The organism is Martelella sp. FOR1707 (genome assembly GCF_053484265.1).
The window spans coordinates 419221-433364 of record NZ_JBAKFP010000002.1; the positions used below are offsets into that span (position 1 = coordinate 419221).

Here is a 14144-nt window from a genome sequence, read left to right on the forward strand (position 1 = left end):
CTGGCTTACTACAAGGGGAGGTTGCATGCTGGATATGCTCATGCGGTGCATCGTGCCGATCGCCGCCGCCTTTTTCACCGTCGTCGCGATTGCCACGGGCTGGTTCTGGATCCTGCTGATCACCATCCCGGTGCTGGCGATCGCCTTTTATGACTGGTTCCAGTCGTCCTGGACCATTACCCGCAATTATCCCGTTGCCGGCCGCATCCGCTGGATCGCATTGTCGCTGCGCCCCTTCATCCGCGCCTATGCGGTGGAGGACGACACCCACGGCACACCCTATTCCTATGCCGCGCGGCAACTGATCCGCACCCGGGCGCATGGTCTTTCCGACACGGTGCCCTTCGGCACCGAACTCGAAGTCTATGAGGATCCGCATCACTGGATCTCCCATTCCATGGCGCCGCATACCGATCCCGATCGCTCACCGCGCGTCACGGTCGGCAACGAGCAGTCGTCCAAGCCTTACGAGGCGTCGATCCTCAACATCTCGGCGATGAGCTTCGGCGCGCTGTCGGCCAATGCCGTGCGCGCGATGAATATCGGCGCGAAGACCGGCGGCTTCTATCAGGACACCGGCGAGGGCGGGCTCAGCCGCTACCATCTCGAACATGGCGGCGACGTGGTCTGGGAAATCGGCTCCGGCTATTTCGGCGCGCGCGACAAGGACGGTCGTTTTGACCCCGAAAAATTCCGCGACAAGGCCGCCAATGACGCCGTCAAGATGACCGAGATCAAGGTCAGCCAGGGCGCCAAGCCCGGCCATGGCGGCATGCTGCTTGGCTCGAAGGTGACGCCCGAGATCGCCGAGGTGCGCGGCGTGCCGGTCTACCAGAACTGTCTGTCGCCGCGCGGCCATTCGGCGTTTTCAACGCCGGTGGAGATGCTGGAATTCGCCGCCCAGATGCGCGACCTTTCCGGCGGCAAGCCCGTTGGCATCAAGTTCTGCGTCGGCCAGCCGCATGAACCCTTCGCGCTGGTGAAGGCGATGCTTTCAACCGGCATCTATCCCGATTTCATCGTGATCGACGGCGCCGAGGGCGGCACGGGCGCTGCCCCGCTGGAGCTTGCCGATTGGGTCGGCATGCCGCTCTGGGACGGGCTGATCATCATGCGCAACGCGCTGGTCGGCGCGGGCGTGAAAAAGCATGTGCGGCTTGCCGCCAGCGGCAAGGTGTTTTCCGGCATGGGGCTTGCGCACAATCTCGCGCTTGGGGCCGACTGGTGCAATGCGGCGCGCGCCTTCATGATGTCGGTCGGCTGTATCCAGGCGCAGCGCTGTCACACCGGCACCTGTCCCACCGGCGTCACCACGCAGGACAAATGGCGCCAGCGCGCGCTGGTGCCAGAAGAGCAGGGCGCCAATGCCGCCCGCTTCCACAAGAAGACCGTCGAGGCGCTGTCGGAGATCGTGGCCGCCTGCGGTTATGCTCATCCGCAGGACCTGCAGCCGCATCACATCATGCACCGTCTCGGCTCGCATGATGCCGTGCCGCTGGACAAGCTGCATACCTTCCTGCCGGAAGGCGTGCTGGTGGACGATCCCGATTCGACGCTCTATGCCGACTGGTGGCGGGCGGCGAGCCCGGACAGTTTCCGCCCCACCGCCGATCTGGTGCGCATGCGCGCCAGCGCCGGCCAGGCTTGATGGCCGATCGGCAGCGCCGGGACTTGATCGGCTTCGGTTGCAAGTTGGACGCAATGGCGATGAATTTGAACGCAGGGCGCGAAACCGATTGACTCGGTTTCGCGCCCGTTCAAATAATTGAAGCCGAAAATTGCATATTCATTGTAGTAAGCCAGCAGGGGTGGTCGGCTGCACTCGTTGAAGCGCATTGAGCTAAGGGGGATTTTCTATGGCAATGCGACGCGAAATCGGGCTGATCGGACTGACATTTGTCGCGGTCGGCGGTGTTCTGGGTTCCGGCTGGCTGTTTGCCCCGCTTGATACGGCGCAGCTTGCGGGGCCCGCCTCCATCATAGCCTGGCTGATCGGCGCGGTGGCTATGCTGTTGATCGCGCTGACCTATGCCGAAAATTCCACCCTGTTTCCGATTGCCGGCGGCATCGCCCGCATTCCGCAATTCTCCCACGGCCGGCTGCTGGCGCTCGCCATGGGCTGGAGCGCCTGGGTCGGCTATTGCACCACCGCGCCGATCGAGGTGAAGGCCTCGCTCGGCTATGCCTCCTCTTATCTGCCGTGGTTGACCAACAGCGCCGGCGGGCTGACCGTTTCCGGCTATCTCGCCGCGGCCGTGTTCCTCGCGGTGCTGACGGTCATCAACGTCTTCGGCGTGGCCTGGTTCGCCCGCATCAACACCGCAATGACATGGTTCAAGCTGTTTGTGCCGGTGGTGTTCATCGTGGTCATCGTCGCCTCCCGGTTCGAATCTTCGAATTTCACATCCGCCGGCGGCTTCGCGCCGTTCGGCGTTCCCGGCATTTTCGCCGCCGTCTCCACCGGCGGCGTGGTTTTCGCCTTCATCGGCTTCCGCCACGCGATCGACCTTGCAGGCGAGGTGCGCAATACCCAGCGCGTCATTCCGCTGGCGCTGATCCTGTCGGTGCTGATCTGCCTTGCGATCTATGTCGGCCTGCAGATCGCCTTCGTCGGCGCGATCGACCCGGCCTCGCTTGCGAATGGCTGGCAGACCATCGAGGCGACCCATGAACTCGGCCCGCTCGGCGCGCTGGCAACCTCGATCGGCGTGTTGTGGCTGCTCAGCATGCTGAATGTCGCGGCCGTGATCTCGCCGGCCGGCAGCGGCCTCGTTTCGGTCAGCTCGAATGCGCGTCTGGCGCTGGCGATGTCGAACAATGGCGTGTTTCCGCGCCTGTTTGCCAAGCTCAACCAGTATGGCGTGCCGCTCTGGGCGCTGATCCTGAACTATGTGGTGGCGCTGTTCATGCTGATCGTGCTGCCGTTCCAGCAGATCCTGGCGCTGAACAGCGCGGCCGTGGTGCTGTCGTTCATCGCCGGCCCGGTATCCATGGTGGCCTTCCGCTATCTCGCGCCCAATGCACACCGGCCCTTCGTGGTGCCGGCCGCGGGCTTCATCGGCGCCGTCGCCTTCGTGATCGCCAGCCTGATGATCTTCTGGTCCGGCTGGAGCACGATCTGGCTGCTGCTGGCACTATTGGCCGTCGGCGCGCTGCTGTTCCTGCTGCGCTTCGCGGTGATCGGCCGGGAGGATCTGGAGCCCAAGAGCGCGGTCTGGTTCGGCGTCTACATGGCCGGCATCGCCGTCATCTCCTATCTCGGCGGCTATGGCGGCGGCCTCGGCGTTATTCCGCACCCGCTCGATTCCGTGCTGGTCGGCCTGTTCGCCGTGGTGATTTTCCTGATGGCCGTTCGCGGCCGCGTATCCCAGGACGTCTTCGACCGCTTCCGCCACGAGCAGCACGAGATCGAGCGCCAGGAATATGACGGCGATGACATCGAGGACGCGATGACGCGGGAGTAGCGCCGCTTCCTTTATAGCAGCAGCGCGCCGAAGGCCGGAGAACTATAATCGCCGGCCTTCATCGGATGCGGCTTTTGCGGAGATCAGTTTTTCGGTGAGGGCGGGGGAGATCAAGCCTCACCGACAAAGCCGCCCTGCGAAGAGTGAATGATTGCTTTCCTTTCGCAAGAGCGGAATACGCATCTCGCGCATTCTTCGGCTCCTGCTCCCGCCTGACGGCAAGAGCAGGCACTAACGGCCGCTCGTCTTATCCACATCCTGCATAAATCACCTTCTGGCGCGGCTGAAACCCCGTGCGCGGGATGACAAGCGCATGACATTGCCGCATCTTCCGCTGCAATGACGCGCGATCGGAAAATGCGCAGGAAGGCAGATTGGCAATGAGTGCCGGAACGGAGATTGAGGAAACGAGGGCGCGCGGTCGCGCCTTGCCGGAAAGGCCGCTTCTGAGCTGCTATTTCCCGCTGGGGGATCAGCAGGTTTCCCCCGACCTTCTGGACATCTATGCCGGCGAGGGCGTTAATGTGATCGAGATCGGCATGGCCTCGCCCGATCCGTTCCTCGACGGCCCGGATGTACGCCAGTCGATGCTGCGCGCCGATCGCGGACGCTGGCGGACGGACCTCGATGCCGTGCTGGAACGGCTGGCGAAATTTCGAAATCCGCCGCGCGCGCTTCTGATGACCTATGCCGATCCGGCCCATCCGGGGCTTACAGAAAGCGATCTTTGGCGCGGGCTCGACAGTCTTCTGGTGGTGGCAAAGCCCGGCGATCCTCTGGCCGCGCGGTTGGAGCGGTCCGCGGCCGAAAACGGCGTTGCCCTCTCGCCGTTTCTGTCGCTGCGGCTCAACGAAAAGGCGATGGAGCGCGCGCGTGAGGCCGGCTTCTACATCATGCTGCAGGCCCATGCGGGCGCGACCGGGCCACGCGAGACGCTCGATTCCGGCAACGCGGAGCGGATTCAGCAATTGCGCGCGGCGGGCGCGACACGTCCGATCCTTCTCGGCTTCGGCATTTCCGGCGGCCGGCAGGCACGGCAGGCAATGGAAATGGGTGCCGACGGCGTGATCGTCGGGTCGCAGGTGCTGCGCGCGGCGCTTGCCGGCGGCGATGCTCTGCGGATGCTGCTGCGTGATCTGAGGGGCGGGCTCGATGCGTGACGATTCCTATGTGATCGGTTTCGATATTGGCTCGACCGCCGTCAAGGCCGGGCTGTTCACGCTCGGCGGCGCGGTTGTCGATCACTGGAGCCGGAACTATCCGACGGAACGGCCCGGCCCAGGCATTGTCGAGCAGGACCCGCAGCATTGGCTCGATGGCGTGCGTGATGCGATTGACGGGCTTCTCGTCGGTCGCGATCCCGACCGCGTGGTGGCCGTCGGGCTCTGCAGCCAGGTCAATACCGATGTGTTCGTCGATGCCAATGGCGAGCCGCTCGCCCCTGCCATCGTCTGGCAGGACGTGCGTGCCGCGCGCGAGGCCGAGGCGCTGGACCGGACGATTTCGCCGGAGGACAAGGAGGCCTGGTGGGGCGCGGAAATGCCGATCGGCGCGAGCCATGCGCTCGCCAAGATGATGTGGTTTCAAAAGCATCATCCCGATCTTTGGGAAAAGACCCGTTACGTGCTTTCGCCCAAGGATTACTGCCTGCTGCGGCTGACCGGGAAGGCGGTTGCCGATCCGATCGCCTCTTTTGGCCATGTCGGTCTCGATCTCACCTATATCGATCCGCTGATCGCCCGCGTTGAGGGGGCCGTCGAACGGCTGCCGCCGCTCGGTTTCTTCACCGATATCGCCGGCGAGATGCAGCTTGGCAGCCATGCCCGCCGCGTGCCGGTGATCGTCGGCACCATGGATGCCTGGGGCAATCTGTTCGGCTGCGGCGTGTTCCGCGCAGGCCAGGGCATGTATGTCAGCGGCACCAGCGAAATCCTGGCGCTTGCCGGGTCTAGGCGCATCGGCGCGCCGGGTGTCGTCACCTTCGCCACGGTTGACGATCTCGTCGTCAATGCCGGCCCGACCCAGAGCGGCGCGGATTCGCTCAGATGGTGGAGCCGCACCGTCGGCATGGAGCCGGGAGACGTTGCCGAACTGGCAGCAAAAGCCGATCGCGATGGCCGCCCGATCCTGTTCCTGCCGCATCTGGAAGGCGAACGTGCGCCGTTGTGGGACGCCGATATCCGCGGCTCCTTCATCGGCCTCGACAGTCGCACCAGTGGGCCGGAATTCGCGCTGGCGGTACTGGAAGGCGTGGCGCTTTCGGCGCGGCAGCTCTTCAACGCGCTGACCGATGCGGCGGGTTATCGCCCCGACTGGCTGCTTTATGGCGGCGGCGGGGCGCGGTCGGATCTGTGGAGCCAGATCCGCGCCGATTGTCTCGGCGTGGCCCTACACCGGTTTTCCTATAATGATGTCGGCTGCCTTGGCGCGGGCATCATGGCCGCTGTCGGCGTCGGCGCGTTTCCGACCATTGCCGAGGCCGTTCCGGCGATGACCTCGGTGCAGACCGTTTTCGAACCGGACCCGAAGCGTGCGCGCCGTTATGATCGCATGTTCGAGGCCTATACCAAGGCCATCGACGCACTCAAACCCATCGGAATCATCGATACGGGCGACCCGCTCCGCTAACGGGTCACGCATGAAAATCAAACAAGGAAGAGGAACAGTAGAATGAAAATGATTAAGTCCACACTTGCAGCCTTCGCGCTGACGCTTGCCGGCTCCACCGCGGCGCTGGCAACCGACGTCACGATCCTGACCCCCTATATCAGCTCGATCCCGACCAACGAGATGGCGCAGAGCTTCAAGGCGGAAGGCGAAAAGCGCGGCTGGGATGTCACCATCATCGACACCCGCAATGATTTCGGCCAGCTCGCCTCGCGCATGGAAGATACGGTGAACGCCAAGGCCGACGCCATCGTGCTGATCTCGACCGATCCCGCCCAGGTCGGCGATCAGGTGGCCATGGCGGCGGAAGCCGGCATTCCGGTGATCTCGCTGGACGGCTCGAAGCATGAAAATGTCGACGTCAACGTCACCTCCAACAATTTCGAGCTCGGCACCCAGCTTTCCGAGGCGCTGTTCAAGGCGCTGGACGGCAAGGGCAATATCGTCAAGTTCTATCACTCCGCCCATCCGGGCGTGCATCAGCGCGAACTGGGCCTTGATGCCACGCTGGAGAAATATCCGGATATCAAGGTGATCGCCGATCACTTCGTCAAGGTGCCGGGCCCGGTCGATGACGGCCGCATCGCCATGGAAAACATTCTGCGGCAATATGGCGACCAGATCGACGGCGTCTGGGCCGCCTTCGACGATCCGGGCATCGGCGCGGAACTGGCGACGGAGTCGGAACTGCCGGATTCCAGACTGATCATCATGGGCATCGATGGCAATGAGCAGGCGGTCGACATGATCAAGTCCTGCACCCATTTCAAGGCCACCTTCCGCCAGGATTTCCCCGGCATGGCGGCGGTCGGCGCGGAAGAGCTCGAGAAGATCCTCGACGGCGGCGCGCCCGAAAGCAATGAAATCTACGTGCCGGCCGTGATGATTACGCCGGAAACCCTCGGTGTGACCTGCCCCTGACGGGCCGTTTCGAAACCGGAGCCGCCGGTAGCGGCGGCTCCGCCTTACACCTTTCGCAGGACGATCATCATGTTGCTGAGCATCAAGGGGCTTGAAAAGCGCTTCAGCGGCGCGCGTGCGCTTGCCGGCGCCGACCTTGCGGTCGAGGCGGGCTCGGTGCACGGGCTGCTGGGCGAAAACGGCGCCGGCAAATCGACGCTGATCAAGACGCTCTCCGGCCTGATCGCGCCCGATGCGGGCGAAATCCGGATCGACGGCAAGCCGGTCGAGATCGAGAACGTCCGCCATGCCGAGGCGCTCGGCTTTCGCTTCATCCATCAGGAACTGAGCCTGGTGCCGCATTTCAACGCGGTGGAAAATGCGTTCGTCGGCCGGCGTTATCCCAAACGCGGCCTGTTCATCGACCGCAAAAAGATGGCCGCCGAGATTGCCGAAACCGCGCGCGATATCGCGCCCGACCTGCCGCTGGACGTGCCGGCAGCGCGGTTGACGACCGGCCAGAAGCAGCTTGTCGAGATCATCCGGGCGCTGATCGGCGAACCCGCGCGCCTCGTCGTGATGGACGAGCCCACGGCCTCTCTGTCCGATGGCGAGGCGCGCCGGCTCTACCGCGCCGTGTCCCGGCTCGCCGAACGCGGCGTCGCCGTCATCTTCATCTCGCACCGGCTGGATGAGGTGATGGAAATCTGCGACAGGTTCACGGTGCTCAGAAACGGGGCGACCGCCGGGGCAGGGGCCATCGGCGATATCGACCGCGCCGGTCTCGTGCGCCTGATGTCCGGCCGCGAGGAAGTGCGGTTGACGCCGGGGCCGATGACGGTGGATGCGCCGACCGTGTTGAAGGTTCGCGATCTGCCATTCGGCACGCATGGCTCGCGCGTTTCCTTCGACATCCGGGCCGGCGAAATTCTCGGCCTTTACGGGCTTGTCGGCGCGGGCCGGTCTTCGCTGATGAAGATCATCTGGGGTGCGACTTCGCACGGCGCGGGCGCAATCAGCCTTGAGGACAAGCCGCTTCGCCCCGGCCGGATCGACGACAGGATCAAGCGCGGCGGGGCCTATGTGCCGGAGGACCGCCGTCATGAGGGGCTGATCGTGAGCCGCACGATTGCCGAAAACCTCGCCATTGCCAATCTGGCCTCGGTGCGGGCCTCATCCGGTCTGCCCTGGACCAGCGTTGCCGCGCTGAAGCGCCGCACGCAGGAGGTGCGCGACGCGCTGTCGGTCAAGATGGGATCGCCCTTCGCCAGGCCGCTGACGCTCTCGGGCGGCAATCAGCAGAAACTTCTCTTCGGCCGCTGGTTCGGGCGACCGATCCGGCTCCTCATCCTGGACGAGCCGACGCGCGGCGTCGATGTCGGCGCCAAGGCGGAAATCCACGCGGTTGCCCGCCGTTTCGCCGATGAGGGCGCGGCGGTGCTGATGACCACCTCGGACATGGACGAACTGCTGGCGCTGTCCGCCCGCGTGCTCGTGATGGCCGGGGGCGAGGTGACCGCGGAACTTGCCGGCGCGGCGCTCACGCCCGAGCGCATCATCGACGCCGCCTTTCAACATCAATCACGGAAAGACCCCGCTGCATGACCGGCCTTGTCAGACGTTACGGCACGCTTGCCGCGCTTGTCGTCATCATTATCGCCTTCTCGATCGCGTCTCCGAATGCCTTCGGTTCGGCCAACAACCTGATCAACATCACCCAGCAGATGACCCTGCTTGCCATTGTCGCCATCGGCGCGACCGTGGTCATGGCGGTCGGCGAGTTTGACCTTTCGACTGCCTCGATCGTGTCCTTCGGCGGGATCCTCGTGGTGGTTCTGCTCAAGGCCGGCGTGCCGGCGCCGCTCGCCTGCGTCACCGTGCTGGCGGCGGCCTCCGTCTTCGGCATGGTCTCCGGCTTCGTGGTCGCTCGCTTCGAGGTGCTGTCCTTCATCGCCACGCTTGCGGTCGGCACCATCGTTGGCGGCATCACCTTCTGGCTGAGCGAGGGCGCGACGCTGTTCGGCGACATCCCCGCTGCCTTCCGCGATATCGGCCGCGGCCGCACATTTGGCCTGCCGACGCTGACCTGGTGGCTGATCGGCATCGCGATCCTCGCCTGGCTGATCCTCGACAAGTTTGAGATCGGGCGGCGGCTTTACGCGATTGGCGGCAATCGCGAGGCAGCAAGGCTTGCGGGCGTGCGGATCGTCTCCAACACCATGTTCGCCTTCGTGGTCTCCGCCGTGTTTTCCGCGCTGGTCGGCATACTGCTGACCGCGCGCATCGGTTCGGCGGGGCCGACGGGCGGCGGCGGCTATCTGCTGTCGGCCTATGCGGCCGTGTTTCTCGGCATGACCGCGTTTCGCGAGGGCGAGGCCAATGTGCCGGGCACGCTGGTGGGGGCGGCGATCATCGCCGTCATCGGCAACGGGCTCACCATTCTCGGCGTCTCCACCTTCCTGCAGGATATCATCACCGGAACCATCATTCTGGCCGCCGTGCTGGTCCGCCGCGCCGGAAAGGAAAGAGGCTGACATGGCGCGCATGCAAAAGCGGGAGGCGCGGCCCGGCCGCTACGGCACGTTCGGCGGCCAGTTCGTCGCCCCCGTCCTGCTCCCGGTGCTCGACAGGCTGGAGGCGGCCTATCGCGAGGCGTGGGCGGATCCGGCTTTCCATACAGAGCTCACCTTCCTGCTCAACCGCTTCGTCGGTCGCCCGACGCCGCTGTTCGATATTCCCGCCTTTCCGGCGCGCCCCGGCGGCGCGCGGATCGTGCTCAAGCGCGACGACCTGACCTTCAACGGCGGCAATTACGCCAATTCGGCCGTCGGCCAGTGCCTGCTGGCAAAGCGCATGGGGCTTTCCGCCGTCGTCACCGACACCGGCTCCGGTCAGAACGGCATTGCGGCTGCCGCCACCGCCGCCCGTTTTGGCATGGGCTGCACCATCTATATGGGCACGCGCGATGCCGCGCAGCAGGCGGCGGCGGTGAAGAAGATGCGCTTGTTCGGTGCGAAGCTCGAGATCGTCGACGATGCCGACCGGGCGCTGAGTGCGGCCACCAGCGCCGCCATCCGCCACTGGATGGGCCACTCCGACACCGATGCCTATCTCGCCGGTGCGCCGATCGGCCCGCATCCCTATCCAGAGATGGTTGCGGCCTTCCAGTCGGTGATCGGCAAGGAAACCCGTCTTCAGCTCATCGAGGGCGGCATCTTTCCGGCGGCGGTGTTTTCAGCCGTCGGCGGCGGTTCCTCGACCATCGGCCTGTTCTCGTCCTTCGTGAACGACCTCTCGATCCGGTTGATCGCGGTGGAAGCGGCGGGCACCGGAGAGCCCGGCGCGCTCCACGCCGCAAGGCTCTCGCACGGCCAGCGCGGCATTTTCCACGGGGCCGAGACCCTGGTTCTCTCCGACGCGGAAGGGCAGATATTGCCGGCCGCCTCGATCGCGCCGGGCCTTGCCTATCCGGGTTCCGCGCCGCAACTCGCCGATCTTGTCCACCGAAGGCGCGTCGAGACCGTTTCGGTGACGGATGGCGAGGCCCGCGCCGCCGTGCGTCGGCTCGCCGAGACCGAGGGCGTTCTGCTCTGCCTGGAGGCGGGACACGCGCTCGCCGCCGCCGATCATGTGGCGCGCACCATGGAGCCGCATGAGGCGGTTGTGGTCATGGCCCCGTCCTCGGGCGACAAGGACATCGATACTCTCTGGCAGGACGACTGACATGGCGCGCAAGACCGACAAACGCGAAAACCGCATCGATGCCATGTTCGCCCGTCTCAGGAAGGAAAAGCGAACGGCGTTCGCGACCTTTACGGTCGGCGGTGACCCGAGCTTCGAGGAGAGCCTTGCCCGGCTGAAGACATTCGTTAGGTCCGGCATTGACCTGATCGAGATCGGCTATCCGTTCTCCGACCCGATCCTGGACGGGGCGACGATCCAGAAGGCGAATCGGCGCGCGATGGCGGCCGGCGGCAATCTTTCGAAGACGTTTGAACTTTGCACGGCCTTCCGGAAAGAGGATGACACGACCCCGCTGGTTTTGATGGGCTATGCCAACCCGATCATCGCGCTCGGCTACGAGCGGTTCGCTGAAAAGGCAGCCGAGGCCGGGATCGACGGCATCATCGCCGCCGACCTGCCGCTGCGCGAGGCCGGCGATCTGTTGAAGGCGCTCGCCCGCCACGGGCTTTACATGATCCCGCTGGCCGCGCCGACGCTGGAGGCCAAGGATTTTGCCGCGAACCAGCCGGGGCTTGGCGGTTTTCTCTACTGCATACCGGTGGTTGGCCCTACCGGCGGCCCCTCGGCCTCGCAGGACGCGATTGCCGAAGCGGTGGAACGCTGCCGCCGGCAGGTCCGGCTCCCCATCATGGTCGGCTTCGGCGTCAAGACGCCGGAGATGGCCGCGGGCGTGGCAAGCGTAGCCGACGGCGTCATCGTCGCCACCGCGCTGATCGACGCGTTCCTGGCGCTGGAACAGGAAATCCCGCTGGCCGACCCGGAATTTCAGTCCCGTATTGCCGAGAAACTGGCGGCCTTCCGCGCTGCGATCTGAGGCGGCGCGCTGGAAAGCGTTTCCCGACATCACAGGTGATCGTGCGGCAAAAAAAGCAGATGTCGGCGTCAATAAACTGCGAAGAAACCTCCGATATATGCGACACTGATGCTGTGCAAATTCGGCACGTGCTTTTTGTGGAGAACGTTTATCGGAATGATGGGAATACATGATATGCCGAGCGTTGGTTGGCTTTTGCAGGCAACCAGCAGTCACCGAGCGCGGCTCTGGATTCCGGTCTTGGCGGTTCTGGCGGGCCTGACTGGATGTCAAACCGAAAATATCGATTCACCCCTTTCCGAGAAACAATCTCAAAGCCGTGACGAGACAATTCGCAGCAATCCGGCGGCGAAGCCCGGCGGGGCGCTCAAAGACGCGCAGGCACCGGGCGATGTGGATGCGATCAGCGAAAAGCTGACCGCCGCTGCCGGCACTGCGCCGATTTCAATTCGGGTTGTCAACGCATCCACCGCCAATGCCGCTCTCGGGCCGGACGGCGATATCTATCTGACGCGGAAACTGTTGCAACTGACCGACGATGACTCGGAAGTGGCCGCCGTTATCGCCCATGAAATTGCCCACAAGCTTTCCGGCCATGCTGCGGCGCGCTCCAATGCCGGCACGCAGGCGGCTGTTTCGAGCGACCAGATCGCCGAGCTACTTCCCGACAGCGAAAAAGTGAAGGCGCTTCTGGCTGAAAGGAGGGCACGCGTTGCCGAGCTTTCGCGCCAACAGGAACTGGAGGCCGATGCCATGGCGATCCGTTTGCTGGCGAAGGCGGGATACGACCCCGCCGCCGTCGCGCGTTTCCTGGAAATCATGCAGGCTAATGATGTGGCGGCTGGTCGATCCGGCTATACCAATTTCCACCCGGCCTCCGAAATCCGCATTGCCCGCGCCGAAGAGCTTGCGGCGGGGCTGTAGGCGTTGGTCTCGTTCGGCCCACTGACGATCATCGGTGCCGGTTTAGTGACGGTTGTTACACAACCGCTGCAGGCCCATGTCGCATTGCGGTCGTTGCCTTTCTCCGCACAGACAGGCCCCAACCCGTGCGGAGAACAGAAAGTGCCTGCAATTTATGCTGCAATTATAGGTTTAGTTTACGTGTGGGCGATTTTTGGGTCTAGCGATCCAGGGGAAGGGCTATTCCTTTGTCTTCTCAACAAATTTTTTCAGTTGGACGAACATTAAATTTCTCCCATGTAAATTCATATAGTCGGTTTTAATCAAATGACAAAAACTGCTGATTCCAAAGGCGTTTAGTGGAAATAGATTGCGCGCAAGCCAATTTTCTCATTGAAAAGCATCGGCTTATTCGAGCTCAAGAATTCAGCCTCGGTTCATAAAAGTGTCACTATGCCACTTGCACGACGCGCGAAGTTGAGATAGTCACCCCCGCTAAAGTGGCAAGGCAAAAGTCGCCACACGGGTCTCCAGAACAATTTCAATATGTGCGCCAAAAGAGCTGCGTCATTACATCCGAGAGATGTGGTTGCGCTATCATTTTGATCGAATTTCGAGGAAAAGCATCATGGACGCAATCATTGTCGACAAGGACGACGGAGCACAGCATCGTCAGCCAACCCAGGGACTTCGGCTTGACGAAGCCTCTGTCGTAAAGCTGCCGCTTGCCCCGGAAAGCGTCGCTTCCTTCGAACAGAACGGCGACGATCTCATGATCGTGACCGCCAACGGCAAGACGATCACCATCGGCGATTTCTTCGTCGCGTTCGGCGATGAGCGTAACGAGTTGGTGCTGGTCGATGACGACGGCATCGCCTGGTGGGGCCAGTATGCCTCGGGAACGTGGAGCGACTTCGCCTTCGCCGAGATCGGCGCGGACAGCGCCGGCGCCTTTCCCTGGGGCGCGCTTGGCGGCCTTGGCGCCGCGTCTGCCGGCGGTCTTGCCTTTGCCGGCGGCGGCGGTGACGATGATGCGGCTCCAGTCTTTCCCGCTCTTGACGTGGAAGACGTCGTTGATGACCCCGAAGCCGGCCATGTGAGGGTCACCGGCAACAGCACCGGCGAATACGTGGTGGTCTCCTATCCGGACGGCGACGGCAACATCGTGAAGTCGGAACCGATCCCCGTCGGCGAAGATGGTAGCTGGTCCTACGACATACCGCGCGACGACATTGCCGAGGGCGACGTCGAGATCGTCGGCACCGTAACCGATCCCGACGGGAATCCCGTTCCTGGCGAAGACGGCAATCCGGTCACGGACACCGAAACCGCCACGCTTGATCTGACGGGCCCGGATGTCGGCGTCGAGATCACCGATAACGGCCAGGACGGCACGCTGGTGCTGACCTTCTCGCCGGATACCGATCGCGACAGCTTCGATCCGACCGCCGATCTTGTTCTCGACAATGCCGATCTCGGCACGGACGGTACGTGGTCGGAAGATGCCGACGGCAACCAGATCTGGACCGCAACCATCACGCCGACCGGCAATGGCGAAGTGACCGCCACGGTTACCGACGGCTCCTATACCGACACCGCCGGCAATGAAGGTTCCGAAGGCGTCGACACCGAGACCTTCGACGTCGACGGCC

11 protein-coding genes are annotated in these 14144 nt (G+C 63.7%); all 11 read left to right on the top strand.

Annotated features, from left to right (window positions below; genetic code table 11):
• Positions 1-25 precede the first annotated feature (25 nt).
• Positions 26-1648, top strand: a complete 1623-nt coding sequence (locus tag V6765_RS05810) for an FMN-binding glutamate synthase family protein (protein WP_448427197.1) — start codon at positions 26-28, stop codon at positions 1646-1648.
• 208 nt (positions 1649-1856) lie between these two features.
• Positions 1857-3464, top strand: a complete 1608-nt coding sequence (locus tag V6765_RS05815; RefSeq protein ID WP_448427198.1) for an APC family permease — start codon at positions 1857-1859, stop codon at positions 3462-3464.
• A gap of 380 nt (positions 3465-3844) precedes the next feature.
• The gene (locus tag V6765_RS05820) at positions 3845-4624 is read left to right on the top strand and encodes a tryptophan synthase subunit alpha (protein ID WP_448427199.1); all 780 of its coding nucleotides are present in this window, start codon (positions 3845-3847) and stop codon (positions 4622-4624) included.
• The gene (locus V6765_RS05825; RefSeq protein ID WP_448427200.1) at positions 4617-6092 is read left to right on the top strand and encodes a xylulokinase; all 1476 of its coding nucleotides are present in this window, start codon (positions 4617-4619) and stop codon (positions 6090-6092) included. Before V6765_RS05820 ends, V6765_RS05825 begins: the two co-directional genes overlap by 8 nt.
• A 42-nt stretch (positions 6093-6134) precedes the next feature.
• Positions 6135-7052, top strand: coding sequence for a sugar ABC transporter substrate-binding protein (locus V6765_RS05830; protein WP_448427201.1), 918 nt, complete (start codon positions 6135-6137; stop codon positions 7050-7052).
• A 69-nt stretch (positions 7053-7121) separates the two neighbouring features.
• Positions 7122-8636, top strand: coding sequence for a sugar ABC transporter ATP-binding protein (locus tag V6765_RS05835; protein WP_448427202.1), 1515 nt, complete (start codon positions 7122-7124; stop codon positions 8634-8636).
• The gene (locus tag V6765_RS05840) at positions 8633-9565 is read left to right on the top strand and encodes an ABC transporter permease (protein WP_448427203.1); all 933 of its coding nucleotides are present in this window, start codon (positions 8633-8635) and stop codon (positions 9563-9565) included. Before V6765_RS05835 ends, V6765_RS05840 begins: the two co-directional genes overlap by 4 nt.
• A 1-nt stretch (position 9566) precedes the next feature.
• The gene (gene trpB / locus V6765_RS05845) at positions 9567-10754 is read left to right on the top strand and encodes a tryptophan synthase subunit beta (protein WP_448427204.1); all 1188 of its coding nucleotides are present in this window, start codon (positions 9567-9569) and stop codon (positions 10752-10754) included.
• A 1-nt stretch (position 10755) separates the two neighbouring features.
• Complete coding sequence (gene trpA / locus V6765_RS05850) at positions 10756-11589, top strand: tryptophan synthase subunit alpha (RefSeq protein ID WP_448427205.1); 834 nt, start codon at positions 10756-10758, stop codon at positions 11587-11589.
• Between the two features lie 108 nt (positions 11590-11697).
• Positions 11698-12513 (top strand): M48 family metalloprotease, encoded by an 816-nt coding sequence (locus V6765_RS05855; RefSeq protein WP_448427206.1) that lies wholly within the window; start codon positions 11698-11700, stop codon positions 12511-12513.
• A 607-nt stretch (positions 12514-13120) separates the two neighbouring features.
• Positions 13121-14144, top strand: a 1024-nt coding sequence (locus V6765_RS05860; protein WP_448427207.1) for a BapA/Bap/LapF family prefix-like domain-containing protein, incomplete at its 3' end; no start/stop codon positions are given.